The 26,547-nt window shown below is 64.9% G+C and carries 20 protein-coding genes and 1 tRNA gene; 10 read left to right on the forward strand and 11 right to left on the reverse strand.

Annotated features, from left to right (window positions below; all coding sequences use genetic code 11):
* Window positions 1-46: 46 nt before the first annotated feature.
* From NLM15_RS22815 to NLM15_RS22825, 3 genes are all read right to left on the reverse strand, one after another.
* Complete coding sequence (locus NLM15_RS22815) at window positions 47-1,189, reverse strand: acyl-CoA desaturase (RefSeq protein WP_254124359.1); 1,143 nt, start codon at window positions 1,187-1,189, stop codon at window positions 47-49.
* A 295-nt stretch (window positions 1,190-1,484) separates the two neighbouring features.
* Window positions 1,485-5,003, reverse strand: a complete 3,519-nt coding sequence (mfd, locus tag NLM15_RS22820; protein ID WP_254119598.1) for a transcription-repair coupling factor — start codon at window positions 5,001-5,003, stop codon at window positions 1,485-1,487.
* Complete coding sequence (locus NLM15_RS22825; protein WP_254119599.1) at window positions 5,000-5,290, reverse strand: succinate dehydrogenase assembly factor 2; 291 nt, start codon at window positions 5,288-5,290, stop codon at window positions 5,000-5,002. Before NLM15_RS22825 ends, mfd begins: the two co-directional genes overlap by 4 nt.
* A 339-nt stretch (window positions 5,291-5,629) precedes the next feature.
* Here NLM15_RS22825 and NLM15_RS22830 point away from each other — a divergent pair, with 339 nt between their 5' ends.
* The 3 genes from NLM15_RS22830 to recG all read left to right on the forward strand — a co-directional run bounded on the left by NLM15_RS22830 (window position 5,630) and on the right by recG (window position 9,679).
* Entirely contained in the window at window positions 5,630-6,820 is a 1,191-nt protein-coding gene (locus NLM15_RS22830; RefSeq protein WP_254119601.1) for an RNA ligase RtcB family protein, read from the forward strand.
* Window positions 6,817-7,440, forward strand: a complete 624-nt coding sequence (gene prfH, locus NLM15_RS22835) for a peptide chain release factor H (RefSeq protein WP_254119603.1) — start codon at window positions 6,817-6,819, stop codon at window positions 7,438-7,440. The genes NLM15_RS22830 and prfH overlap by 4 nt, the downstream gene beginning before the upstream one ends.
* Before the next feature lie 130 nt (window positions 7,441-7,570).
* Window positions 7,571-9,679, forward strand: coding sequence for an ATP-dependent DNA helicase RecG (gene recG / locus NLM15_RS22840; protein WP_254119605.1), 2,109 nt, complete (start codon window positions 7,571-7,573; stop codon window positions 9,677-9,679).
* On the opposite strand, the gene panE is transcribed toward recG, so the two are convergent.
* A complete protein-coding gene (gene panE / locus NLM15_RS22845; RefSeq protein WP_254124361.1) occupies window positions 9,680-10,555 on the reverse strand; it encodes a 2-dehydropantoate 2-reductase in 876 nt (291 codons plus the stop codon).
* Between panE and NLM15_RS22850 the strand changes: the two genes are divergently transcribed.
* A complete protein-coding gene (locus tag NLM15_RS22850) occupies window positions 10,463-11,305 on the forward strand; it encodes a hypothetical protein (RefSeq protein WP_254124762.1) in 843 nt (280 codons plus the stop codon). The genes panE and NLM15_RS22850 overlap by 93 nt on opposite strands.
* 28 nt (window positions 11,306-11,333) lie before the next feature.
* Here the strand turns inward: NLM15_RS22850 and NLM15_RS22855 are convergent, their stop codons facing one another.
* The 3 genes from NLM15_RS22855 to glmS all read right to left on the reverse strand — a co-directional run bounded on the left by NLM15_RS22855 (window position 11,334) and on the right by glmS (window position 14,995).
* Entirely contained in the window at window positions 11,334-12,203 is an 870-nt protein-coding gene (locus tag NLM15_RS22855; protein ID WP_254119607.1) for an NAD(P)-dependent oxidoreductase, read from the reverse strand.
* A gap of 105 nt (window positions 12,204-12,308) precedes the next feature.
* Window positions 12,309-13,079 carry a DUF502 domain-containing protein gene (locus tag NLM15_RS22860; RefSeq protein ID WP_254119609.1) on the reverse strand — a complete coding sequence of 257 codons (771 nt, stop codon included), beginning with the start codon at window positions 13,077-13,079 and terminating at the stop codon, window positions 12,309-12,311.
* An 89-nt stretch (window positions 13,080-13,168) separates the two neighbouring features.
* Entirely contained in the window at window positions 13,169-14,995 is a 1,827-nt protein-coding gene (gene glmS, locus NLM15_RS22865; RefSeq protein WP_254119611.1) for a glutamine--fructose-6-phosphate transaminase (isomerizing), read from the reverse strand.
* A 220-nt stretch (window positions 14,996-15,215) separates the two neighbouring features.
* On the opposite strand from glmS, the gene NLM15_RS22870 reads away from it, so the two are divergent.
* Entirely contained in the window at window positions 15,216-15,434 is a 219-nt protein-coding gene (locus NLM15_RS22870) for a hypothetical protein (RefSeq protein WP_254119613.1), read from the forward strand.
* A gap of 8 nt (window positions 15,435-15,442) precedes the next feature.
* Here NLM15_RS22870 and NLM15_RS22875 read toward each other — a convergent pair whose 3' ends face one another.
* On the reverse strand, window positions 15,443-15,628 hold the full coding sequence (locus NLM15_RS22875; protein ID WP_254119615.1) for a hypothetical protein: 186 nt from the start codon (window positions 15,626-15,628) through the stop codon (window positions 15,443-15,445).
* 12 nt (window positions 15,629-15,640) lie between these two features.
* Entirely contained in the window at window positions 15,641-17,008 is a 1,368-nt protein-coding gene (gene glmU, locus NLM15_RS22880; protein ID WP_254119617.1) for a bifunctional UDP-N-acetylglucosamine diphosphorylase/glucosamine-1-phosphate N-acetyltransferase GlmU, read from the reverse strand.
* A gap of 171 nt (window positions 17,009-17,179) precedes the next feature.
* Here glmU and NLM15_RS22885 point away from each other — a divergent pair, with 171 nt between their 5' ends.
* A complete protein-coding gene (locus NLM15_RS22885) occupies window positions 17,180-18,571 on the forward strand; it encodes a hypothetical protein (protein ID WP_254119619.1) in 1,392 nt (463 codons plus the stop codon).
* Between the two features lie 183 nt (window positions 18,572-18,754).
* Window positions 18,755-19,135: a hypothetical protein gene (locus NLM15_RS22890; RefSeq protein ID WP_254119621.1), complete on the forward strand. Its 381-nt coding sequence runs from the start codon at window positions 18,755-18,757 to the stop codon at window positions 19,133-19,135.
* Here the strand turns inward: NLM15_RS22890 and NLM15_RS22895 are convergent.
* Window positions 19,095-20,654 carry a beta-(1-6) glucans synthase gene (locus NLM15_RS22895; RefSeq protein ID WP_254119623.1) on the reverse strand — a complete coding sequence of 520 codons (1,560 nt, stop codon included), beginning with the start codon at window positions 20,652-20,654 and terminating at the stop codon, window positions 19,095-19,097. The two genes, NLM15_RS22890 and NLM15_RS22895, sit on opposite strands and share 41 nt — an antisense overlap.
* Before the next feature lie 327 nt (window positions 20,655-20,981).
* Here NLM15_RS22895 and NLM15_RS22900 point away from each other — a divergent pair, with 327 nt between their 5' ends.
* The 3 genes from NLM15_RS22900 (at window position 20,982) to NLM15_RS22910 (ending at window position 24,865) form a co-directional block, all read left to right on the forward strand.
* Entirely contained in the window at window positions 20,982-21,578 is a 597-nt protein-coding gene (locus tag NLM15_RS22900) for a beta-1-3, beta-1-6-glucan biosynthesis protein (protein ID WP_254119625.1), read from the forward strand.
* 215 nt (window positions 21,579-21,793) lie between these two features.
* Window positions 21,794-24,463, forward strand: coding sequence for a glycosyltransferase (locus tag NLM15_RS22905; protein ID WP_254119627.1), 2,670 nt, complete (start codon window positions 21,794-21,796; stop codon window positions 24,461-24,463).
* Between the two features lie 326 nt (window positions 24,464-24,789).
* A tRNA-Lys gene (locus NLM15_RS22910) sits at window positions 24,790-24,865 on the forward strand.
* Window positions 24,866-24,880: 15 nt separating this feature from the next.
* Here the strand turns inward: NLM15_RS22910 and NLM15_RS22915 are convergent.
* Window positions 24,881-25,096, reverse strand: coding sequence for a hypothetical protein (locus tag NLM15_RS22915; RefSeq protein ID WP_254119629.1), 216 nt, complete (start codon window positions 25,094-25,096; stop codon window positions 24,881-24,883).
* Between the last annotated feature and the right edge of the window lie 1,451 nt (window positions 25,097-26,547).

The raw sequence follows: 26,547 nt of genomic DNA on the forward strand, positions 1-26,547 counted from the left end.
GTCATCCGCCGGCATTCCCTGATCTCACGAACTCCCCTTACGCGCGCTAACCGCCGCCATTCGCTCCCGATTTCGGGGCCGCCGCCAGGGCGGGAGCGGGAGTGGGAGCAGCCAGGAGAAAGCCAACAGTCTCGTTCAGGAGCTCGTGGGCACGGTCGACAATGTCGTCCAGGGACATCGTCTTCGCGAACATGCGCTGCGCCTCGGCCAGCAACTGCTCGCGGGTCGGCATGCTGGACAGGCGCAGATCGGCACGGTGCTGCAACAGCGTGATCGCGTCCCGGACCGACAATTCGGTCTCATGGATCGACGTCCTGATCGCCGACGCGATGTGTTCGGGATTGAAGCGCGCAGCGAGCTGCTCGGCCGCCTGCTTGACGACGCGCGATCCCAACTGGTGCTCGTTGCGCAGAACCAGCTTGGGCGGCGTCTTCAAATCCCGGACGATCCCGACCCAGGACAGGGCCACCAGGACATAATAGGTCAGATCGATCTCATACCAGTAGAAGCCCTGCCGGGCGCTGGCCTGATAGGCGTGGTGATTGTTGTGCCACCCCTCACCCATCGTGAAGAATGCAAGCAGCCAGTTGTTGCGGGAGTCGTCGCCGGTCACATACCGCTTGCGTCCGTGAACATGCGCGAGTGAGTTGATGCAGAACGTGGCGTGGTACACAAGCACGGTGCTCCAGAGGAAGCCAACCACGAGCCCGGACCATCCGGCAACGAGGAAGCAGAGGCCCGCGAGCACGAATGCCGGCAGAAGCTCCAGCCTGTGCAGCCACATCAACTCGGGATACGATGCCAGATCCGCGACTTTCACCAGATCGGTTGCATCGTGCTGCCGGTAGAAGATCCAGCCGACATGACTGTAGAGGAAGCCCTTGTGGCGGGGCGAATGCACATCCTTCGCCGTATCCGAGTGCAGATGATGATGGCGATGCTTGGCCGCCCACCAGAGCACGCTCTTCTGGGCGCTGCTCTGGGCAAGGAAAGCCAGGATGAATTGAAACACCCGGCTGGTCGCGTAGGAGCGATGCGAGAAGTACCGATGATATCCGGCGGTGATCCCGAACATGCGCAACCAGTACAGAACCACGCAGATGGTAGCGGCTTGCCACGAGACGCCCGACCAGATCGCTGCGACGCATCCTGCGTGGACCAATACAAACGGCAGGACCTGCGGGTACATGACGTCGTCGTGTTCGTCGTCGTGTTCCCGGCCGGGATCGATATTGATAGACAAGCTCGCCACCTCAGCATTTCAATGGGCGGGTTAGCCCGCTTTGCGGTACAAAAAAACCGCGGCCGGTAAACCAGTCGCGGGTCACACGAATCAGGTCGTCAGTCAGCACGCTAGCAGCGGCGAGGCCAAGTCGTTCGGCCGAACTCGATGAATCGAACATGGCTGGCGTTCGATCATTCCGCAAGTGGCCATATGCCGCTGTTTTCGTATCCAAATACCGCGCCGGTGGCGCTCGGAGCAGCTAGGCCGCCTTCTTGCTCTGCGCCAGTTGCGCGAGCTGACGCATGATTTCGGTGGTGCCGGCGAGACGCTCTTCCGGCGTCTCCCAGTCCTGCAGGAACACCACCTTCATGTCCGGCCGGACCTTGGCGGCCTGACCGTAGCTGCGGATGAACGACACCAGGCGGTCGGGATAGGCGAACGAATTGTCGCGGAAGGCGATGACGGCGCCCTTCGGGCCGGCGTCGATCTTCCCGACATTGGCCTTGCGGCAGAACGCCTTGATCGCGGCGACCTTGAACAGATAGCGCACCTCGTCCGGCAGCACGCCGAAACGGTCGCGCATCTCCGCGCCGAAGTTCTCGATCTCCTCCTCGGTGTCGAGATCGGCCAGCCGCCGGTACAGCGACAGCCGCACCGAGAGGTCGCCGACATAGTCTTCCGGAATGAGCACGGGCATGCCGATGGTGATCGACGGCGACCAGCGGTCGGCGGCGGGCTCGGACACGCCGGCCTTGAGGTTGACGATCGCCTCCTCCAGCATCGACTGGTAGAGCTCGAAGCCGACCTCCTTGATGTGGCCCGACTGCTCCTCGCCGAGCAGGTTGCCGGCGCCGCGGATGTCGAGATCGTGCGAGGCGAGCTGGAAGCCCGCGCCCAGCGTCTCCAGCGATTGCAGCACAGTGAGCCGGCGCTCGGCTTGCGCGGTGATCTTCTGCTGCGCCGGCAGCGTGAACAGCGCGTAGGCCCGCAGCTTGGAGCGGCCGACGCGGCCGCGGAGCTGATACAGCTGCGCCAGGCCGAACATGTCGGCGCGGTGCACGATCAGCGTGTTGGCATTGGGAATGTCGAGGCCGGATTCCACGATCGTGGTCGACAGCAGGATGTCGAACTTGCCGTCGTAGAACGCGGTCATGATGTCTTCGATCACCGCCGGCGGCATCTGGCCGTGCGCGACCGCGACCTTCATCTCCGGCACGTTCTTGTCGAGGAAGTCCTTGACCTCGGCGAGGTCGTCGATGCGCGGCACCACGTAGAACGCCTGCCCACCGCGATAGCGCTCGCGCAGCAGCGCCTCGCGGATCATCAGCGGATCATGCGGGGCCACGAAGGTGCGCACCGCGAGGCGGTCGACCGGGGGCGATGCGATGATCGAAAGCTCGCGGACGCCGGTCAGCGCCAATTGCAGTGTGCGCGGGATCGGGGTCGCCGACAGCGTCAGCACATGGACCTCGGCACGAAGCGCTTTCAGCCGCTCCTTGTGGGTGACGCCAAAATGCTGCTCCTCGTCGACGATGACGAGGCCGAGGTCGCGGAACTTGATGGCTTTACCAAGCAGCGCATGGGTGCCGACGACGATATCGACCGAACCGTCGGCAATGCCCTTCTTGACCAGGTTCAGCTCCTTGGTCGCGATCAGGCGCGAGGCCTGCGCCACATTCACCGGAAAGCCCTTGAAGCGCTCGGTGAAGGTTTTTGCGTGCTGGCGCGCCAATAGCGTCGTCGGCACCACGACCGCGACCTGCTTGCCTTCGAGCGCGACGGCAAAGGCCGCGCGCAGCGCGACCTCCGTCTTGCCGAAGCCGACGTCGCCGCAGATCAGCCGGTCCATCGGACGGCCGAGCTCGAGGTCTTTCAGGGTGGATTCGATCGCGCCGAGCTGGTCCTCGGTCTCGTCATAGGGGAAGCGTGCGCAGAACTCGTCGTAGAGGCCCTGCTGCACCGGCAGCTTCGGCGCCTCGTGCAGATGACGCGCGGCGGCGATCTTGATCAGCTCGCCAGCAATCTCGCGGATGCGGTTCTTGAGCTTTGCCTTGCGCGTCTGCCAGCCGGAGCCCCCCAGACGATCGAGCTCGACCGTGGTCTGGTCGGAGCCGTAGCGTGACAGCAGCTCGATGTTCTCGACCGGCAGGAACAGTTTTGTCTCGGCGGCATAATGCAATTCGAGGCAGTCATGCGGCGCGCCGGCGACGTCGAGGGTTTGCAGGCCGATGAAGCGGCCGATGCCGTGATCGACGTGGACCACGATGTCGCCGGCGGTGAGGCTCGTCACCTCCGAGATGAAATTGTCGAGCTTGCGGCTGGCCTTGCGCGGCCGCACCAGGCGGTCGCCAAGGATGTCCTGCTCGCTGATCAGCGCGATCTCGTCGGTCTCGAAACCGCTCTCCATGCCGAGCACGGCGAGCATGGTCTCGTTGCGCGGGGTCGCCTGCACCGTCCGCCAGCTGTTGACGCTGGTGGTGTGGGTCAGCTTGTGGTCGCGCAGCATCGAGGTCATGCGGTCGCGCGAGCCTTCGCTCCAGAGCGCGATCACCACCTTCTTGCGCTCCGCGTGCAAAGCCATCACGTGGCTGACCACGGACTCGAACACGTTGACGGTGGTGTCATTGCGTTCGGGTGCGAAGTCGCGGCCCTTGCGCGCGCCGGCATCGACGATGGTCGCGCCGTCGGCCGGGACTGAAAACTGCGTCAGCCGCACCAGCGGCATCTCGCGCTCGCGCTTGCTCCATTCCTCGTCCGTGAGATAGAGCCTGTCAGGCGGCAGCGGCTTGTAGATGGCACCGCCGCCCGGATGCTCCATCGCGTCGCGGCGGGCCTGGTAGTAGTCCAGGATCTGCTTGAAGCGCTCGCGGATGGCGTCCTCGGCCTGCGGCTCGATCGCAACGGCTGCGCCTTGCAGATAGTCGAACAGCGTGTCCATCCGGTCCTGGAACAGCGGCAGCCAGTGCTCCATGCCGGGATGGCGGCGGCCTTCGCTGACGGCTTCATACAGCGCATCGTCACGCTCGGGCGCGCCGAACTCGGCGACATAGCCCATCCGGAAGCGGCGGATGGTGTCGGTGACGAGCTGGAATTCCGAGATCGGCACGAGGTCGAGCGCGCGCATGTCGAGCAGCGTGCGCTGGGTCTCGGCGTCGAAGGTGCGGATCGATTCCAGGCTGTCGCCGAAGAAGTCGAAGCGGACCGGCTGCTCAAGGCCCGCCGGAAACAGGTCCAGGATGCCGCCGCGCACGGCATATTCGCCGGGCTCGCGCACGGTCGAGGAGCGGTTGTAGCCGTTGTGCTCGAGCCAGGCGACGATGGTGTCCATCGGCACGACATTGCCGGGCGCGACCGACAGCGCCTGCGCCGCGACCAGATCGCGCGAGGGCACGCGCTGCACCACCGCGTTCACCGTCGTCAGCACGATCAGCGGCTTGTCGCTGCCGGTGAGCGAGGCGAGCCGCGCCAGCGTGGTCAGACGCTGCGCCAGAATGCCGCCATGCGGCGAGACGCGATCATAGGGCTGGCAGTCCCAGGCCGGGAACTGCAGCACCGGCAGATCGGGCGCAAAGAATTGCAGCGCCCGTTCGAGCTGCTGCATCCGCGCACCGTCGCGGCAGACCACGGCAAGGCTGACGGCCGGCTTCTTCGGCCGCGCCGCGATCGCGCGCGCCAGATCGGAGATGACGAGGCCTTCGGCGCCTTCCGCCACATTGGCAAGCGTCAGCGCGCGGCCGGGCGTGAGCAGCTCGGCCGGAGATTTCATGCCCTGCTTCATGCGTCGCGGTCCGCGATCGGGAATGCCTTGATGCGCGCGAAGATCGCGCCGGTGACATCAGCTGGCAGCACCTTGTCACCCGTGATGGCGGCATAGAGATCGGGATCGTTGACCTCGAGCAGGGCCTCGAGCTCGGTCAGCTCGGCGTCGGACAGGTTGCCGATCTCGGCATCCGCGAAGCGGCCGAGGATCAGATCCATCTCGCGCGTGCCGCGGTGCCAGCAGCGGAACAGCAACCGCTTGCGGCGATCGTCCAGTCCGTTGCTCGATCGTGTCGTTCCCGTCATGTCTCAAATCCAGTCAAACGCCAAAAGCCCGGACGTGCCGGGCCGGGGTGATATAGGCCCTGAGCTTGCGAATGTCAGCAGCATTCCAGGCGCCGGTGCGTGCAAAAACGCCGGGTGTGGCCCTGCCACTTGCAGCTTTTCAATTTCACCGCTATGTGTCTGCCCGATTTCGCGCCCCGCGGGCGCGATCATCAGGGAGAAGGCTCGATGACGATCATGTCTCGCCGCCCCGTCGAGGGCATCGCCTAAACTGCGCGTGCGTTGGCCGCGCCGTTAGGGAAACCACGCGCATAGCACAGCTGCGCGTGTCAACGATCCCTATCTGCTGAAAGCTTTTCAATGGGCACTTCTGCCAACGTGGACGGCCGCGCGCCGATCCACATCTTCGCCTCGTCCAAATCATGGATCGAAGGCAACGCAACACTTCAACTGGAACACGTCGCTGGGCTCCCTGGAGTCCGGGCGGTCGCTGCCATGCCTGATCTGCATCCGGGCAAATATGGCCCGGTCGGCTGCGCCATTCTGTCGGAACGGATTCATCCGCAACTGGTCGGCTCCGACATCGGCTGCGGCATGGGCCTGTTCGAGCTCGGCGTGGCCGCGCGCAAGCTCCGGCTCGATCACCTGGCCGAGCGGATGCACGACCTCGACCAGCCCTGGGATGGCGACGCCAAGAGCACCGCTGCCAACGATGGACTGGATGCCACCACCTTTGATGCCGCGCTCGGCAGCATCGGAGGCGGCAACCATTTCTGCGAGATTCAGGCCATCGACGACATCCTTGCACCGGATGCGGCTGCACGAGCCGGCCTCGAGCGGAGCCTCGCTTACGTGCTGGTCCATTCCGGATCCCGGGGCCTTGGCTTCTCGATTCTGGAGCGGGCTCTCCGCGACGGATACGATAGCCTGACCATCGAGAGCGACGAAGGACATGCTTACCTCGCGGCACACGATCACGCCGTGCGATGGGCCAAACTCAATCGTCGCATCATCGCGGAACGGGCAGGCATCGCAGCCCGCGCTGATCTGCGTCCCGTTGGCGACCTCGCGCACAACATGGTCGAATGTCGGCCCAGTGCCGCGGGCGAAGTCATGGCGCTGCATCGCAAGGGGGCTGCAGCCGCCGATCGCGGACTCGTGCCAGTGCCGGGATCGCGCGGTACGCTGTCCTATCTGGTCGAGCCTCTCGCGGACATGCCAGCCGAGGCGCTTGCATCGCTCGCGCACGGAGCGGGTCGCAAATACGATCGTGCATCCATGCACGGTCGTGTCCGGGTCAAGAAGTCCGACATCGCAAGGCTGGAACGCAATCCGTTCGGCGGCATCGTCGTCTGCGGGGATCGCGGCCTGCTCGCGGAGGAAGCGCCGGACGCCTACAAGAGTATCGAGCGCATCATCGGCGACCTCGTGGAGTTCGGCCTGGTGCGCGTGGTGGCAACCTTCCGGCCACTGCTGACATTCAAGAAGGCGCAGTCCAGTGTCCCGGCGAGCGGCAAGCGCGACAAGGGCTGGAAGGAGGATCGCCGATGATCCGCCTTCTGTTCACCAGCGGACGCGGTCCGGCGGAATGCCGGATCGCGGTGGCGAACGCGGTTGCGGCTCTCGTCAGCGAAGCGACCGCGCTCGGCTTCGATACCGACCATCTTGAAGGCCCCAATCCCGACAAGCACGGTCCCGCATCGGCGCTCGTTGTCGTTCATGGCGACGGTGCGGCCGCCTTTGCGCGGCCGTGGATCGGTGCGATCCAATGGACGGTGCAAAGCCCGCTCAGGCCGCATCACAAGCGCAAGAACTGGTTCATCGGCGTTTTCGAGCTTCCCGCGCTGCCCGACGCGGCGAAGGCCATCAGCACCCAGGATGTTCGCTTTGAGGCCTTCCGTGCCGGCGGCCCGGGCGGCCAGCACCAGAACAAGACCGAAAGCGCCGTGCGGGCCGTCCACGTTCCAAGCGGACTTGCGGTCGTCGCACGCGAAGAACGTTCGCAACATCGGAACAAGGCGCTGGCACTAGACCGGCTGGCGGCTTTGCTCAGGCTGCAAGGCGAGCTGGCCGCGATCGCCGCCCGCAACGAAGCGCACGCGGCGCACGATCAGCTCGAGCGCGGCCGGCCGGTCAAGCGGTTCAAGGGCGCCGCGTTTCGAGCCGCATAGCATGGTCGCGCCTGGACCGGCAGCACTCCGCCGGTCCAGGCAGGCCCCATCATGGCCAGGCCGAAATAAAGCCGTGGACGTCCAGCACAAAACTGGCCATCACGGCAGCGAACGGTTCTAGATTCCACGAATGCGCCCCAGCCTGCTCAATCCGCTGTTTGCTCCCGTGACCAGCCTGCCCGGCGTCGGTCCGAAGCAGGACAAGCTGCTGCAGTACCTGCTCAGCCGCAATGAGACGCCGCGCCTGGTTGACCTGCTGCTGCATTTGCCGAGCCAGGTCATCGACCGCCGCGCGCGGCCAAAGATCCGCGACGCGGTCCAGGGAACAATGGTGACGCTGGAAGTCACCGTCGATCGCCATCGCCCGCCCCCGCCGCGCAACGCCCGCGCGCCGTATCTGGTCTATGCCAGCGACGACACCGGCGATGTCGTGCTGACCTTCTTCCGCGCCAAACCCGGCTATGTCGAAAAACTGCTGCCGATGGGCGAGAAGCGCTACGTCTCGGGCACGCTCCAGATGTATGACGGCATCCCGCAGATCGTGCATCCCGACCGCGTGCTGGACGAGGAGGCGATCGCAAAGCTCTCCGGCATCGACCCGGTCTATCCGCTGACGGAGGGACTTGCGCTCGGCTCGCTGCGACGCGCGATCGCGCAGGCGCTTCTGAAGCTGCCGGCGCTGCCCGAATGGATCAGCCCGGAGGTGATGCGGCGCTGCAATTTTCCGCCGATCGCGGAAGCGCTCAACCGCGTGCACCAGCCGGTCGAGCTCACGGACATCCTGCCTGAAAAGCCGTTCTGGTCGCGCCTCGCCTTCGACGAACTCTTGGCCGGTCAGCTCGCACTCGCCCTGATCCGCGCGCAACTGCGCCGCCCGGCTGGCGTCCGCAACGCTGGCGATGGGCATCTCCGGAACAAGATCATCGACGCCCTGCCCTATGCCCTCACGACGTCGCAGCGCGACGCGGCCGCAGCGATCGCCAACGATCTGCAGCAACCCGTGCGCATGCTGCGCCTGCTTCAGGGCGATGTCGGCTCGGGCAAGACCGTGGTGGCGCTGCTGGCTGCCGCCGCCGTCACGGAGGTCGGCAAGCAGGCCGCATTGATGGCGCCGACGGAAATCCTGGCGCGGCAGCACATCAAGACCATCGCGCCGCTTGCGGAGCGCGCAGGCTTGCGGGTCGCCATCCTCACCGGCCGCGAGAAAGGCAAAGAGCGGCGCGAGCTATTGGCGCAACTCGAATCCGGCGAGATCAATCTCCTCGTTGGCACCCATGCGCTGATCCAGGACGACGTGATCTTCAACGATCTCGCCCTCGCCGTCGTCGACGAGCAGCATCGTTTCGGCGTGCGCGAACGCCTCGCGCTGACCTCGAAGGGCGATGCCGTCGACGTGCTGGTGCTGAGCGCGACGCCGATCCCGCGCACGCTGGTGCTGACCTATTTCGGCGACATGGACATCTCCGAGCTGCGCGAGAAGCCCGCCGGCCGCCAGCCGATCGAGACCCGCACCATATCGATGAGCCGCCTCGACGAGGTCACGGAGAGCATCGGCCGCGCGCTCCAGTCGGGCAAGCTGGTCTACTGGATCTGCCCGCTGGTCGAGGAATCCGAGGCGGAGGGTACCGAGCACCTGACCAATGCGACCAAACGCTTCGAGAGCCTGCAAAAGCGTTTCGGCGACCGCGTAGGCCTGGTCCACGGCCAGATGAAGGGCACCGAGAAGGACCGCGTGATGGGCCAGTTCGCCGCCCATGAGATCGGCCTCCTGGTTGCGACCACCGTGGTCGAGGTCGGCGTCGACGTGCCCGCCGCGACCATCATGGTGATCGAGAATGCCGAACGTTTCGGACTGGCCCAATTGCACCAGCTGCGCGGCCGCATCGGGCGCGGCTCCGAAGCCTCGACCTGCCTCCTGCTCTACTCGGAGCCGCTCGGCGAGATGTCGAAGGCGCGGCTGAAGGTGATCCGCGAGACCACCGACGGTTTTCGCATCGCCGAGGAGGACCTGAAGCTGCGCGGCGAAGGCGACGTGCTGGGCGTGCGCCAGAGCGGCCTGCCCGGCTACCGCATCGCGCGCTCGGAGGTGCACGGCCAGCTCATCACGCAGGCCCGCGACGAAGCGTTGCGCATCCTGAAGGATGACCCGAGACTCAAGGGTGAACGCGGCGAGGCATTGCGGTGCCTGCTGTATCTGTATGAGCGGGACGAGGCGATTCCCCTGATCGGAGCAGGCTAGCTAGCCCCCTGCTCTCTGCCGACCGACTTCGTAGGCCGCCACATGCGCGCGAGCCAGATCCAGCAACGGCGTGTCGATATCAAGTGCGTAGGCCCGGTTGGCCATATCGCCAAGAATATGTTCAGCCTCGGTGATCGAGCCGCGCTCGATGTCCCGCAGCATCGAGGCTTTGAGCGGCGAATCCATGGTCGTGAAGAGCTTCCGGTCGAACTCGATGAACGGCGCCCGTGGTTCGAAACCGGACGCCGTCGCGATGGCGCAGCACTCCGCGAACAAGCGGAAGATCGCCTCCTCGCCCTTCGGGACAGACAGGATGTCTCCGATGCTTGCGCGCATCAGGCAAGTGATGCCGGCGAGCGTGCTGAGCTGCACGAACTTCTCCCACATGTCCTGCATGATCGCTTCGCTAGCACGCACGTCGATGCCGGGGACCTGGAGCAGCGTCTCCAGCGCGAGCGCACGCTCGCTCAACGATCCCTCGAGCTCGCCGAAGACAATGGTCTGATTGGCCATGAACTGAACGACACGGCCATCCGCATCGAGCCCGGCACTGACGTTCGCGAGCCCGCCGAGGACGCGCGCGGCGCCGAACCGCGCCGTCAGAGCGTCGATATGTTTCAATCCGTTGAGGATCGGCAGAATCATCGTGTTGGCGCCAACGGCCGGGGCAAACTGGCTCATGGCGTCTTCGAGCGAATAGGATTTCACGCCGACGAGCACGACGTCGAACGGGGCCTTGAGATCGTTCGCCAGGATCATTTTCGGCTGCACAGCAAAGTCGCCATGCGGGCTGACGACCTGCAATCCATTTCGCCGCAATTGTTCCGCCCGCCCGGACCGCACCAGAAAGGTCACGTCGCGGCCGGCTCGGACCAGGCAAGCGCCGTAATAACCTCCAAGCGCTCCCGCGCCGATGACGAGCACTCTCATTCGAACTCCCCCGTGAAGTTACATGTCACGGCTTTGCGCATTCAGCCACTGCCCCCCTGGCAGGGCAAGCGGATTTCGCTTCAGCCCCGAACGATCGTCGATCACTCGTCTTGGTTAGTCCTCGACCAAGAGCGCAATCTTTCGCCGAGGCTGATTTCATGGAATCCTCGGCCCATGCGCCGGATCATCGTCGTGGGCTCCCAGGGAAGCGGAAAGACAAGTCTCTCCCGAAATCTCGGGCGGAAGCTCGGGCTGCCTGTGGTGCATCTCGACGTGCTCTATTGGCGGCCGGGCTGGAAGCCTTCCGACAAGCCGGGCTTTCGGGCACGCGTCGCCAATGCGATCGCCGGCGACGAATGGGTTGTCGACGGCAGCTTCTCGGGGCTGGCCTTCGATCTCACGCTCGCGCGCGCGGACACGCTGGTCGTCATCGACCGCCCGCGCTGGGTGTGCCAGTGGCGCATTCTGTTGCGTTCAGCGTTCGATCGCAACAAAGTCCGGCCCGATCTGCCCGAGGGGTGTCCGGAACAGTTCGACTGGAAGCTGATGAAGGAAGCGTGGCGCTACGACACCGAGCGCGTCCCTGTTATCGAGGCCGAGCGCATCCAGTTTGGCGCTGATGTCCCGGTCGTGCGCCTCAGACGCGACCGTGACATAGAGGGTTTTCTGGAGTCGGTTTCAGTGCACGGCGAATGATCCATTGCCGTGACTTCAGACGGGCAAGCTAGGCCTTCTTCTGCGCGATACGCGCAGCGAACGCCTTCATCAGTTCCGCATCCACCGCCTCGCCATTCGCGTCCGCAGCGAGGTGCTCGAACCAGCGCGCAAAGCCTTCGTAGATCTGGCTGGCGGGATGATCGGCCCCGAGGAAGCCTGAGATCTCCCGCATTTCCGCGACCCAGCGATAGGCCTTCGGGATCATATCCGGCAGCGCGACTTCGAGCCGGGCCAGAACCGCGGCCTGGCTGAGCGCGAGTTCGTCACGCAGCGCATCGGCCGCGCCCGCTTTCGTCGCCGCGACCACCATGGCCGAGCCGATGCCAGCCAGGCCCTTGACGATGCCGGCATAGGACATCTTCAGCGCGGAGGCCGCGCCCACGGGGCCCTCGACAATCCGCACGTCGAGCCCGAGATCCTTCAGCACCGCGAGGTCCTTGGCGTGCTCGCCGGAGAGGTAGAAGGCCGGGCTCTTGCTGCCGGGCTGCGGCGGGAACCCGATAATGCCGCCGTCGACGAACGGCGCCTGCGCCGAACCGATGATCTCCTCGATTCTTTGCACGGTATCGACATTGACCGCGTTGCAGTCGACGACGACCGGCTTCTTCGCGCGCCTGACGATCAGCGCGGCCAGCCGCTCGGCCAGCGCGACAGCTTCGCCCGGCGGCACGATTGAAAGGATGATGTCGGCCCCGGCGATCTCGTCATCCTCGGCGCCGACCATGCCGGCGTCAGCCGCGCGCTTGCGCGTGGCCTCGCTGCGCCCTTGCAACGACGTCAGCACGCGTGCGCCGTTCTCGCCGAGGCGGCGGGCCACGGCACTGCCCATGGCGCCGGGCGCAAGGATCGCAATGGTCTTTGGCGTCGTCTTGGTCATCGTGCACTCCAGGTCGAATTCCAAGCGAGGCGCTCAGATCAGCCGGAGAATAGCAGAGGATGCGAATGCCCGCGTGACCGACGGCCATCCCGCAGCGGAATGGCCCTACTCCACCTTCGCAGGCTGGGGCTGGAGCGCAGACGCGTTGGCGATGCGCGCAGCATTCGCCATGCCGGCGAGCGCCGCAGCCTTCTTCGGGTCGGGCGCCGAGCCCGGTTGCACCACGCCGGCCGACATAATCAGCGTCGCGGCATCCTCGGCGGTGAGATCGACCTCGATGATCTTGCTCTTCGGCACGTAGAAGAAGAAGCCGGTGGTCGGGTTCGGCGAGCACGGCAGGAACACCGAGACATGCTCCTCCTGCCCGGGCAGGCTGCGCGAAATGTCCTCGTTCGGCGATTGCGAGATCAGCACGATCGACCACATGCCCGGCGACGGAAACTCGACCAGGCCGACTTTCCGGAAGCTCGAGCCCTTGCCCGAGAACAGCGTCTCGAACACCTGCTTCAGGCCGCGGTAGATGGCGCGCACCGCCGGAATGCGGCCGAGGAAGGTCTCGCCGACGTCGACCAGCGTCCGGCCGATCAGATTGGCCGCGAGGAAGCCGACCAGCGTCAGCGTGAAAAATGCGACAATCAGTCCCCAGCCGGGAATGACGTAGGGCAGATAGGTCTCGGGCCGGTAGGCCAGCGGCACGAACGGCCGCACCACGCCATCGACCCAGGTGACGAACCACCAGACCAGATACAGCGTGATCGCAATCGGCCCCGTCACGACGAGGCCGGTGAGGAAATAGTTGCGGAAGCGGCCCATCAGGCCGGTATGCGGCTCCGGCACGGGATCAAGGGGCGCAGGCGCGTCGTCACGGGGGGTCATTCGGGTTCCAGGTCGGTCGCAGCACACAAGCTAGGGTCTTCTAGCAGGTTTTGGAAGACCACGAAGCGACCGACCGATATCCCTTCTGCCTATTCCACGGTCACCGACTTGGCGAGATTGCGCGGCTGGTCCACGTCGGTGCCCATTACGACAGCCGTATGATAGGCGAGCAGCTGCACGGGGACGGCATAAACCATCGGCGTGAACGCCGCCGCCATGTCGGGCATGACGATGGTGACGAGGGATTCGACCGTCGCCTCTTCCGCGCCCTTGGCGTCGGTCATCAGGATGATGTTGCCGCCGCGGGCGGCGACCTCCTGCATGTTGGAGACGGTCTTTTCGAACACGCGGTCGTAGGGCGCGATGACGACGACCGGCATGGTCTCGTCGATCAGCGCGATCGGCCCATGCTTCAGCTCGCCGGCGGCGTAGCCCTCGGCGTGGATGTAGGAGATCTCCTTCAGCTTCAGCGCGCCTTCGAGCGCGAGCGGGAAGCTGGTGCCGCGGCCGAGATAGAGCACGTCGCTCGACTTGGCAATTCTGTGCGCAAGCTTCTCGATCTGCAGCTCGGTGGTGAGCGCATCCGCCATCAGGCGCGGGATCTCGACAAGGCCATGGACCAGCTTGGTCTCGTCCTCGTCGGACAGTTCGCCGCGGGCCTTTCCGGCCGCGATCGCAAGGTTTGCCAGCACCATGAGCTGGCAGGTGAAGGCTTTGGTCGAGGCAACGCCGATCTCGGGGCCGGCCAGCGTCTGCAGCACCGTCTCGCTCTCGCGCGCGATCGTCGAGGTCGGCACGTTGACGACGGCGACCGTGTGCACGCCCTCGGCCTTGGCATAGCGCAGCGCCGCCAGTGTGTCGGCGGTCTCGCCCGATTGCGAGATGAAGATAGCGAGATCGCCCTTGCGCAAGGGCGCCTCGCGGTAGCGGAATTCGGAGGCGACATCGACCTCGACCGGCACGCGCGCAAAACGCTCGAACCAGTATTTGGCGACAAAGCCGGCGTAGCTCGCGGTGCCGCAAGCCGTGATGTTGATGCGCTGGATGCTCTTGAAGTCGAACGGCAGCTTGACCGGCAGCGAGACGCGCTCGGCCGCCATGTCGACATAGCGCGCCAGCGTGTGGCCGACCACTTCCGGCTGCTCGTGGATCTCCTTCGCCATGAAGTGGCGGTAATTGGCCTTGTCGACCAGCGAGGTCGAGGCGGCGTGCTTGATCTTGTCGCGCTGGGCGGCATGGCCGTCCTTGTCGAAGATCGTGGCGCTCTTGCGCGTCAGCACGACCCAGTCGCCGTCTTCGAGATAGCTGATCGTGTCGGTGAACGGGCCGAGCGCGATGGCGTCGGAGCCGAGATACATCTCGCCGTCGCCATATCCGATCGCGAGCGGCGGGCCGTTGCGCGCGCCGATCATGAGGTCGTCGTCACCGGCGAAGATGAAGCCGAGCGCGAAGGCGCCGCGCAGCCGCGCCAGCGTCAGCTTCACCGCCTCGACCGGCTTGCTGCCGCGCGTCAGCAGATCGTCCACGAGATGCAGCACGATCTCGGTGTCGGTCTCGGTGTGGAACACCGTGCCCTTCTTCTCGAGCTCCTCGCGCAGCTCGCGGAAATTCTCGATGATGCCGTTGTGGACCACGGCAACGCGTTCGGTCGCGTGCGGATGGGCATTGTTGACGGTCGGCTTGCCGTGGGTGGCCCAGCGGGTGTGGCCGATGCCGGTCGTGCCTTTGAGCGGCTCGGCCTCGAGACGCTTCTCCAAATTCTTCAGCTTGCCCTCGGCGCGGCGGCGCTCGAGATGCTTGCCTTCGAGCGTGGCGACCCCCGCGGAGTCGTAGCCGCGATATTCAAGACGTTTGAGCGAATCCACCAATTGCTCTGCAACCGGCGCGCGCCCGAGAATGCCGACAATCCCGCACATGCGGATCAATATCCCCCAAATCGTCGAAAAATCGCTTAAACGACGCGCTCGGTTTCTAGCCAAGTTCCTAAGGAACCAGATACTCAATAATTATTGCTGATTGAGACAGCGCCGGTTCGTTTCCGGTTTCGACTGCGTCGAATTGGCCGGCGTTAAACCGCGCGAATTAACTTGTTGTCAACAAGTTTGACCAACGATTCGCGGTCAGGAGAGTAAGGCCATGAAGAGTTCGTCCGGCCGCAAAGGTCTGTCATCGATGTCTGTGCACGCCAGCGAGACCACGGGCACGCACCTTGCGCATTGGCCGCCGCCCCAGCGCGGCAAGGAAAGCAAGCCCGTCTTCGTCAAGCACACTCCCGGAGAGCCTGCGAAACGCGCCAAGCCGCGCGGCTGGCGCCTGACGCGCGCCATCTTCTCGGAATTCTCCGACGACGAATAGCGGAAGCCTCACCACCCCCGCGCCACGGCAAACACCAGGAAAGCGACAAGCACCCAGAACGCCAGCCCGATGACGAGGCACACAATCTCGGGCGGATTGTCCTCGTACGGTTCCCGCAGCAGCGACCGCCCTATCCCCGTGACGAACGTCTCGATCAGAAAACTGACCAGATCGCGAATAAAGCGAGAGGACACGGCAGCTGGCGCTCACGTCTCCGTCTTCTTTTCCAACTTCTTGCCGCCCGTCTTCAGCTCGCGATAGCGCGCCGCGCCGCCTTCCCTGATGGTCTGCTGGTTGCGCTCCAGCGCCATCGCATCGTCAGGCACGTCCTTGGTGATGACCGAGCCGGAGCCGATATAGGCGCCGTTGCCGATTTTCACCGGGGCGACCAGCGATGAGTTGGTGCCGACGAAGGCGCCCTGCCCGATCACCGTCTTGTGCTTCTTGAAGCCGTCGTAGTTGCAGGTGATGGTGCCGGCGCCGATGTTGGAATTGGCACCGACGGTGGCATCGCCAATGTAGGAGAGATGGTTGACCTTGACGCCGGCCTCCAGCGTCGCGGCCTTGGTTTCCACGAAATTGCCGATGCGCGCGCCGTCGCCGAGCGAGGTGCCGGGGCGCAGTCGCGCATAGGGGCCAATCGAGACGTTCCTGCCGAGCGTGGTCTGCACGATGTGCGAGAAGGAATGGATCACCGTGCCGTCGGCGATCGACACGCCCGGACCGATCACCACGAACGGCTCGATGGTGACGTCCTTGCCGAACACGGTGTCGGCGGACAGATAAACGGTCTCGGGCGCAATCAGCGTGACGCCGGCTTCCATCGCCGCTTTCCGCAAGCGCGCCTGCATCACGCTTTCGGCCTCGGCGAGCTGCGCCTTGGTGTTGATGCCGCGCACCTCGTCCTCGCTGGTCTCGATCACGACAGACTCCCATCCCTGTTCACGGACAATGCCGACCGCGTCGGTCAGATAATATTCGCCCTTCGAATTCGCATTGCCGATCTTGTCGAGGATCTCGAGCGCGCGGCGCCCGTCGATCGCCATCAAGCCGGCATTGCACAGATCGATCTTGCGCTCTTCTGCGCTGGCATCGGCCTGCTCGCGGATCGCGACCAGGCGGCCGCCCTCGACAATGAAGCGGCCATAGCCGCTGGGATCGGCGGCGCGAAAACCGAGCCCGGCGATTGCTGCGCCCTTCGCGAGCGGGGCGCGCAGCCGCGCGAAGGTCTCGGCCGAGATCAGCGGCGTGTCGCCGAAGGCAATCAGCAGATCGTCCGCGCCCCGCGCAATCGCCTCGCGCGCCGCCAGCACCGCATGCGCGGTGCCGAGCCGCTCTGTCTGCACGAAGGTGAGCGCATCCGGACGGATGCGCTTCGCCTCGTCCGCGACAGCTTGATGGTCGGGGCCGATCACGACGGCGAGCGCGGTGCCGGTTCCCTTCGGTGCGGCAGCAAGCACATGCGCAAGCAGGCTCTGGCTCGCGACCGGGTGCAGCACTTTCGGCAGGCTCGATCGCATGCGCGTGCCTTCGCCGGCGGCGAGCACGATCGTGAGGCTGGAACGGGCGGTCATCGAAATCCTGTCAAATACGGCCGAATCAATGGGTGGCGGCAGGCCGATGCCGTCACGAGCTGCCGCCTTGCTACCCCCGCGAACGCCCGGAATTCAAGTGCGACGGGGTTTTCCTGTTAATGTTCCTTGATTGATTCGGGGAAGCTGTTCGGGGCTGGGCACTTAACGTTCATGGCAAAGGATTCCGACCCACTGGCGGATGCCTTCGGCGCCAAGGAGACCGGCGGGCTGTTCTCCGGACTTTTGGCCGAAGAAAGCGCTGTCGACCGCCGCTTGATGTGGCGACTGGGCTCGTGGGGCGTGGCCGCCGTCGGCGCCGTCGTGCTGGCTGTGATGGCCAATCAGGCCCAGCTCGGCTGGCACCGCGACCAGATTGCGTCGGCCGATCTGTCGCGCCAGGCCGACCGGCTCCAGACGCTGACCAAGGAGAGCCAGAACGAGGCCCGCCGCCTCGCTTCCGCCATCGAGACGCTGAACACCGATCGCGACCGACTCTATTCGCGCGTCACCGTGCTCGAGCAAGGGATGGATTCGGTCACCGGCGCCATCGCCAGGCAGAGCGCGAAGCCGCAGGACACGCCGGCACCTGACGCACAGCCCACGCCGCCCAGCGTCGCGCCGGTCGCCTCGACGCCGGCTCCCTCCAATGACAAGTCGCGCGCGGCAGCCGCGAAGGAACAGGCAAAGGAGCCTGCCAAAGACGCGCTGAAGGAGGCCGCAAAGGAGCAGTTGCTCCCGCCGCCGCAGACCTCTGCCGCGGCCTCGCTGGTGTCGCAGTCGCCGCTCACGACGTCGGCGCTGCCCATGCTTCCGCTGGTGCCGTCCAAGTCGATCATGGCGCCACCTGATGCCGCCGCGTCGAAACTGGTGCAGCCCGAGACAACCGAGAAGGCCGCCGAGAAGAAGCCCGAACAGGCGCCCGCCCCGACCGAGATCGCCGCGGTGCCAGCCAAGCCCGAGGCAACCGAAAGCGTGTCACCCGCGATCGCGGTTCAGCAGACGCGCTTTGCGATCGACCTCGGCGGCGCCAACTCGATCGACGGCCTGCGCGCGCTGTGGCGCGGCCTGACCAAGTCCAATCCGGAGATCGCCGCCCTGCGCCCGATCATCATGATCAAGGAAGGCAGTACCGGCCTCGGCATGCAGCTGCGCCTCGGCGCCGGCCCATTGATCAACGCAGCCGCCGCCGCAAAACTCTGCGCGGGCCTCGCCGAAAACGACCACCGTTGCGAGACGACCGTGTTCGACGGCCAGCGCCTGTCGATGCGCGGTGGCCAAGAGAAGGGTCAGGACAAGGCGCAGGACAAGGGACAAGACAAGTCGCAGGACAGGGTTCAGGAGAAGAACTCCGAGAAGAACCAGGACGCCGTGCCGCAAGCCGAGGCCGCACCTGCTCCCGCACCGACCGCCAAGCCCGAGAAGCGTCGCCGCAGCTACTCCACAAAGCGCTCGTCAAGGCGCGAGGAGCCTCCGCCTGCTCCCGCGGCACAGCAGCCAGCCGCACCGGCCAAGCCGGAGGCGGCGTCGGCGGGATCGACGCTGTCGTCGTTCTTCAGGCGGTAGACACGCGTACGAGCGAGATCATGACCCGCGGATTCTTGTTGCGCGACCGCGGGGCTCGCTGCGGCCTCTGATCAACGCGGGGCGTTTACGGCCGTCGAGCAATCAATCGCCGAACGACGCACGCGATCAGAAATATCCACCTCGCCTGTTGCCCCTCCGCGCCATCCCGACCATATTGCGCCCATGACAAAAAAGCCCTTCCGCCTCACGCCCTACCAGGTGCAGTTCCTGATCGTCGTCGGATTCGTGTCCGTCGGCTACGCGATCTATCTGCGTTATCTCGGCATCGAGAACTCGACCGTCGGGCTCGCCTGCGATGCCGGGCTTCAGACGCTGATGTGCAAGGCGCGCTCGGTCTCGACCGTGCTGTTCAAGAATTCGGTGTTCGGCATTGTGGCGCTGGTGGTTGCGACGCTGAACCTGATGCGACCGTCGATCGTGCTTCTGACCGTCGGCATCATCGCCGCCGGTCTCGGCATCGTGCTCTACAATGTCGTGCTGTCCGGCCTTGCGATCGGCCTGTTCATTCTCGGATTTGCTCGGCCCGCGCCCGCCACAGCGTGAGCGCGAACAGCAAATAGATCGCGCAGGTCCACAGCGACTGCCAGTTCTCGCGGCCCTCGTTGAAGAGCACGTAAGCGGCCGACAACGCGAGCACGCCGGCGAACACCGATTCCGCGATCGGACGCTGGCCGATCTGCGGCCGGTTCAGCATCAGCACCGCGAACGGCACCACCGCCATCGTCAGCGAGGCGTAGGGGAAGTCGTGGTAGCGCGGGTCGAACACGAAGGCGAGCGCGGTCTGCGCCGCGATCACAGCAGTCACCGCAAGCGTCAGGCCGAGCAGAGCGGTGAGCTTCGACCATTTCCGCCCCTCGCGCGGGCCGAGCAGATCGAGGAAGGTCGGAAGGCTGCGGCCGATCACCATCGCCTGCGCGCAGAAGATCGGCGACAGGATGCCGGCGAGCAGCAGGATGCCCCAATGCAGCCAGCCTCCGATGCCGTAACTCTCATAGTACATCTTGTCGGCGCCGATCCCGAGCAGGATGCCCGCTGACGTCGCCGAAATGGCAACGCCAAGCCAGGCCGAGAAGCGCGGCGTCCACGGCCGCCTGCGCAGCGTGAGGCCGGCGATCGCGAACACCAGCACGCAGAGGCCCATGCCCGCGCCCATGTACCATTTCCAGTACGGGAAATTGCTGATCGGCTGGCCCGGCGGATATTTCAGGTTCCGGCGCACTGAGTCGAAGAGTCCCCAATAGCCGCCGACGGTGCCTTCCAACTTGCGCTTCCACGGCTGGTCGTAGGACTCTATCAGGTTCACGCGGAACTTGTTCGACTTCGCCAGGGAGAGGATCTCCGAGACGACGCGCGCCTGGTTGGTGCGCGACGGCAGCGCGCCCTCGCGCATGCGCCCTTCGCTGGGCCAGCCGGTCTCGCCGATCAGGATCTCCTTGCCGGGGAACGCCACCGCCATGCGCTCGCGGATCGCCTCGACATGGCTTGCTGCGAACTTCGCCTTGACCGGAATGTCCTCCCAATAGGGCAGGATGTGGATCGTGACGAAGTCGACGGCGTCGTAGACCTCGCGATTCCTGAGCCAGAACTCCCAGACGTCGGCATAGGTGACGGGCACGCTGACTTGCGCCTTCACCGAGCGGATGATGGAGACGAGGTCCGCCGTCGTCATCTCGCCGCGCAGCAGCACCTCGTTGCCGACGATGATGCTGGTGACGATGCCGGGGAAATCCTTGGAGAGACGAACGGCGAGCGCGGCCTGCTCAAAATTCTTGCTGCGGTTGCTGGAGAGCCAGATGCCCTGGAGCACCTTCAGCCCACCGACCTTGGCGGCGATCGCCGGCACCTGGTCGAGCCCGTTCTCCATCGAATAGGTGCGGACGCAGTCGGTGATCTCCTTGAGCTGGCGCAGGTCCTGTTCGATCTGGTCGGCCTCGATATGGGTCCACGCGTTCAGCGGCGACTGCTCGCCGCGGAACGGCGCGTAGGAGACGCATTGAACTTTGTCGCTGGGATCGATCGGCGCGCGCGCGAGCGTGATCGGCGTGGCCAGCCACCACCACACGGCAGCAATCGCACCCAGTGAAACGAGCAGAAGCGCCAGTGGCGTACGAAGAGAAATCGGTTCCGTCCTCCGCGAAGGGCCGTCGATTACCTGCTCGCACGCCGTCTGCCAAGGGGTGTCTCCGGGATGGATCCCTCCCTCCCCCGAGGAATTTACCTGCGGCCGTTCGACCGAGGCCTAGGATCGTGACTTTGCTGGACAAAATTTGAAATTCAGGTCATGGACTCGGGGAGACTTTTCCGCCGCATTGGAGACCCATTTGGACGCCATCACCGGCGGGTCCGCGAGGTTCTGGCGCGGGCGGTCAGCTGATATATTGGGGAATTCATGCGGCAACGGGTGTTTGAGTTACGAAATGCGGTCCTGCGGCAGTTCGCCGCCACCTTGGCCGTCTCCGCCCTGGTCGTCATGGTCGGTCTCTGTGGCGCCTCCGCCCAGAGCGGCACGCCCGCTCCGGACCAGAGCAAGGCAGCCGCCCAGCCCGCCGATGCCGCCGCCAGGGACGCTGCCCAGAACCAGCGCCGCACCGACGAGTTCGCCGAAGCAGCCCAGGTCATCAACGGGCCGGCCGGCAACCCCGAATGCGTCTGGCTCGGCCGGCGCGTGGTGCGGCTGATGTGGCGGGATGATCTCGACACCGCGTTCCGCCATCTCGACCTTTACGACCGGTTCGGCTGCCCCGGCGGCCACATCCAGGCCGCCTTCCGTTGCCTGACCCGCTTTGGCGGCCAGATCGATCCCAAGGTCGCCGAGACCCTGGACAGCCGCGTGCATGCTTGCTGGATCAACCCGGCATCCCAGCCGCAGCAGGCGGCGGCCAGCGCCGCCCAGCCGGCGGCGGCGACATCGGGCAATGCGCCAGCCCCGCAGCCGGCCGCGAGCCCCTCGCCTGCGGCCAGCCCGACACCGGCGCCCTCGAAATAGCCGCGATCGTTTCAGCCGCCGTTCAGGAACGATCGACGATAGAAGCGGTTGGCACTGCCGCGCACTCCAAAACTGGCCATGCCCTCATACGGTCATGAGGCCATGACAGTTGTGAAACCGCGCGGCAGAGGTATGCTCCTTTTGCCGCGGACTTGGTCGGATCTCGGGGTCGGGTCCGCTTCCCTGCCACCTCAGCCCCTATTGGTTTAGCCGCGATGCGCGTTGTCGCCGCCGTTCTGTTGCTCGTATCCGTGCTCCATGCCGGCATCTGGGGAGTCCTGCGCGACAGGGAACCCGCGCCCGACTTCAAGGGCCTGCTGCCCAGCGTCTCCTACGCCCCGTTCGAAGGCGCGGCCCACCCCGACATCGACAACATCCCCACCGTCGAGAAGATCCGCGCCGACCTGAAGACGCTGTCGACGATGACGCGCGCGATCCGTCTCTATTCGTCGACCGGCGGCGTCGAGCTGGTGCCGCCGATCGCGGCCGAGTTCGGCCTCAAGGTCACCGTCGGCGCCTGGATCGACAAGGACAAGGACCGCAACGAGCGCGAGATCAAGGCCGCCATCGAGCTCGCCCGCAAGAACAGCAACGTCGTCGGCGTCGTGGTCGGCAACGAGGTGATCTACCGCGGCGAGCAGAAGGTCGAAGACCTCATCGACATGATCAAGAAGGTCAAGGGCTCGGTCCGCGTGCCCGTCACGACCGGCGAGATCTGGAACATCTGGCGCGACAATCCCGACCTTGCCTCCAACGTCGACTTCATCGCCGCCCACGTGCTGCCCTACTGGGAAAACTTCCGCTCGGACCAGGCGGTCGACCAGGCCGTCGACCGCTACAATTTGTTGCGCAACCTGTTCCCCGGCAAGCGCATCGTCATCGCCGAGTTCGGCTGGCCGAGCCAGGGCTATAATTTGCGCAACGCCGATCCCGGTCCGTTCCAGCAGGCGCTGACCTTGCGCAACTTCGTCAGCCGCGCCGAAGCCATCGGCATGGAATACAACATCGTCGAAGCCATCGATCAGCCCTGGAAATACTTCGAAGGCGGCGTCGGTCCGTACTGGGGCATCCTCAACGCCAGCCGCGAGCCGAAATTCGCCTGGACCGGTCCGGTGGAAAACCCTGACTACTGGAAGCTGATGGGAATCGCGCTGCTGGTCGGCATCCTGCTGTCGCTGCCGATCCTGCGGCTGCAGCAGCCGACCGCCAAGCAGGCGTTCCTGCTGTCGGCGACCGCCAACGGCGTCGGCGCCTGGGCCGCGACCGTGTTCGCATTCTGGAACGGGCACTATTTCATCTTCGGCTCGGCGTTCGCGCTCACGCTCGGCATGATCCTGCTCGTTCCGCTCGTTCTCATTGCGATGGCGCGCATCGACGAGATCTCGGCGGTGGCTTTGGGCCGGCCGCCGCAGCGGCTGCTCTCCAAGGGCAAGCCGGTCGAGAACGTGCCCGAGAACTACTACCCGAAGGTCTCGATCCACATCCCCGCCTATTTCGAGCCGGTCGAGATGCTGAAGCAGACGCTCGATGCGCTGTCACGGCTGAACTATCCGAACTACGAATGCGTCGTCATCATCAACAACACGCCCGATCCCGCGTTCTGGCAGCCGATCCAGGACCATTGCCGCGCGCTCGGTGAACGCTTCAAGTTCATCAACGCGGAGAAGGTGCAGGGCTTCAAGGCCGGCGCGCTGCGGATCGCGATGGACCGCACCGCTGTCGACGCCGAGATCATCGGCATCCTCGATGCCGATTATGTCGTGGATCCCGACTGGCTGAAGGACCTCGTGCCTGCGTTCGCAGACCCGCGCGTCGGCCTCGTGCAGGCGCCGCAGGAGCACCGCGACGGCGACCTGTCGATCATGCACTACATCATGAACGGCGAATATGCCGGCTTCTTCGACATCGGCATGGTCCAGCGCAACGAGGCCAACGCCATCATCGTGCACGGCACGATGTGCCTGATCCGCCGCGCCGCGATGGACATGGCCGGCGGCTGGTCATCCGACACGATCTGCGAGGACAGTGATCTCGGCCTTGCGATCCAGGAGCTCGGCTGGACCACCCACTACACCAATCACCGCTACGGCCAGGGCATGCTCCCCGACACCTATGAGGCCTTCAAGAAGCAGCGTCACCGCTGGGCCTATGGCGGCCTCCAGATCGTGAAGAAGCACTGGCGACACTTCCTGCCCGGCCGGAGCCGGCTGACGCCCGACCAGAAGCGCGAATATAGTCTGGGCTGGCTGAACTGGCTCGGGGCCGAGAGCCTCGGCGTGGTCGTGGCGCTGCTCAACCTCATCTGGGTGCCGATCGTCGCCTTCGCCGACATCGCCATCCCCGACAAGATCTTGACGCTGCCGATCATCGGCGCCTTCATCGTCTCGCTCGCGCACTTCCTGTCGATGTACCGGCTGCGCGTCGCGATCAAACCCGGCCAGATGCTGGGCGCCATGATCGCGGCGATGAGCGTGCAGTGGACGGTGTCGCGCGCGGTCGCGCAGGGACTGATCACCGAGCACATTGCGTTCGCGCGCACCTCCAAGGGCGGCCTGTCCCGGATGTCGATCGAGTTCCAGGCGTTCTGGGAGGCCGTGATCGGCGCCCTGCTGCTGATCGGCGCCGGCGTGCTGATCGCCTCCAACAGCTATCGCCAGATCACCGAGATCTACATCTTCGCCGGCGTCCTGGTGCTGCAAAGCCTGCCGTTCCTGGCCGCGGTTGCGATCGCCATCCTCGAGCTCAGCCGCATCAACTCGTTCCAGTTCTGGCGCGACAGCGCGATCCGCACCGCCGAGCTGATCGGCCTGCGCCCCGTCGCGCTGCCGACCCCCGCCGGCACGCCGCAACCGGTGCCGAACGAGGTCCGGCGCGAGGCGCAGTGACGGGATGGAGGCCTCCCGGCGCAGAGGGATACGTCCGCGCCGGAAGCATCTTCGTTGTCCGGCGTGGATGACAGCCCGCCAATCGCGTTGAAAATCCGGACCTAAGCCGCGGATGCCGCGAGAAAATCCTGCTGCTGCCGCGCGTTTTGCCAGCCACCTGCTGCTATTGACCTCGGCGCCCCATCCCCCTACACAGCGCGGGCCGAAAGCATGATCCGGAAACGGCCGGTTTTCCCCGCGGCGCAAGTTACGCGTAGCGGCAAGACATGCTTCTCGAAATGACCGAAGACGATGGCGATCGATCGCAAAGCCATCAGCGGCCATGGGAGCGCGTAGCTCAGCCGGTAGAGCACGTGACTTTTAATCACGGGGTCCTGGGTTCGAGCCCCAGCGCGCTCACCAAGCCAAATCAACGACTTAAGCTGAAATCAACAGTTGAATGAAAAATCCTCGTGTGGGCACCGTGTTGGCAAATCGATTGTCCGCCTGCACGTCGAGAGCCGCGGCGCGGTAGTTGCTCGCCATCTCGATCAGGCCGGCGCGCTCGAGCGGCAGCCTGCTCTCCCCCGCCAGCTCCAGGCAGATGCGCTCCATGCGCGCGAGCTCGTCGATGTTGTGCTGATGTTGCCCCATGGGCGCCGATCAGCCTCTGGCGCGCATCACGTCGTCAAGGGTCATCTCGAGGCCGTCTTGTCCCTCAGGCCTTTGGGCGGTCTTTCTGAAGGTTCTCGATTGACGCGGCCGCTCGACGGCAATCTTCGGCGACCTTCAAAAGGCCGACGCGCTCAAGCTCCATGGAAGCTATCGCTGCATGTTCACGGCAAATTTGCTCTAGTCTACGGAATTCCCTTAGCTCTCGGTCCACGTGCCCTCCGCGAATGTGAGGTGATGATCACGTCAACGATCGACTGATGAGAAGTGGCGATCCGTAAGTTTCCCGTAAGTAAGGCTGAGCGAAACGGGAAAATCAAGCAACCCTTTGGCAGTACTTAGGAATGGAACCCGACGACCACGGTGCCCTTTAGAAGGCCCCGCCGGTGTGAATCGGCCGGCCGTTGTCACACCCACGACGCGCAGTAGTTCGCGCGCCATCCGCAGCCCAAGGGATTGATAATTTGACTCTCGCCGGCACCGCGCTTCGGAATGGCAGGCGGCGATGGAAGCGCTGATCCTGGTGGCGGAAGGCGGCGGTACAACGATGTTCGCGCGGATCGGCATTATGCGGGCTTTGAACCGGCACCTACGTGCCAGAGCTCAATCCCAAGGACAGAGCCGCATTGGGGGCGACGCAAGCTGAAGAGAGATCAATGAAATTGAGATAACACCTCGGTGAACGAAGCCGTTTGCTGCCTCAGACGAAGCACTCCCGAAACAGTCCGAGCCCAGCCTTGGCCTTACCAACGAGGGGATCGCAAGATGATCGCGCTGAAAGCAATCGCAGCTATCCTGGGTGCCGGGTTTATCCTGTGCATGTATTCGGGTGACCTGAGCGCCGACGTAGTTCTCGCCGTCGTTGCCTGCCTGTCTTAATGGCGTCGCCCCAACGAGACCCGGCGCTTCGGAAGCGTCACAAACCTGTGGCATGACCGTTGCACAATTGAAACCAACTGGGATTTCAGAACTCAGTTAGAGAATAAAACGCTGCCGGGACGTGTATTTCGAGCCCGGCAGCGTTCCTTTTTGGGAAGGCTGGGACACCCGCTGGCGTGGACCGGCGGGGGAACCATAATCTCCACCCGCCTCATCGGCGCGGCCGGACCTTTGAGACATGGCAAGCGTTGACGCTCGAACACCAGGGCAGGATCGTGAACCTGGAGCATCGGACGTGAGTATAGTCCCTCTGGAATTCGAAAGACGGTTGGCGCAGCGGTGGGCGGCCAGATTTCAGCGGCCCATCTCACCAGTACAGCAAGTGCGTCAGCCGCCCAGCGAAGGTTGGCAGGTCGTCACTAGCTCGAAGCGTAATAAATCACCTGCCAAGAAGAGGCGTCGGCGCATGGAGAGCCCGCCGGCTCAATAGCCGGCGGGACATTCGTCGTTCACCAAGCGGTCGGCGGTGCGGTGCCATCGGTGCTGGGGCGATA

The sequence above is a fragment of the Bradyrhizobium sp. CCGB20 genome (genome assembly GCF_024199855.1).
Classification (GTDB): domain Bacteria; phylum Pseudomonadota; class Alphaproteobacteria; order Rhizobiales; family Xanthobacteraceae; genus Bradyrhizobium.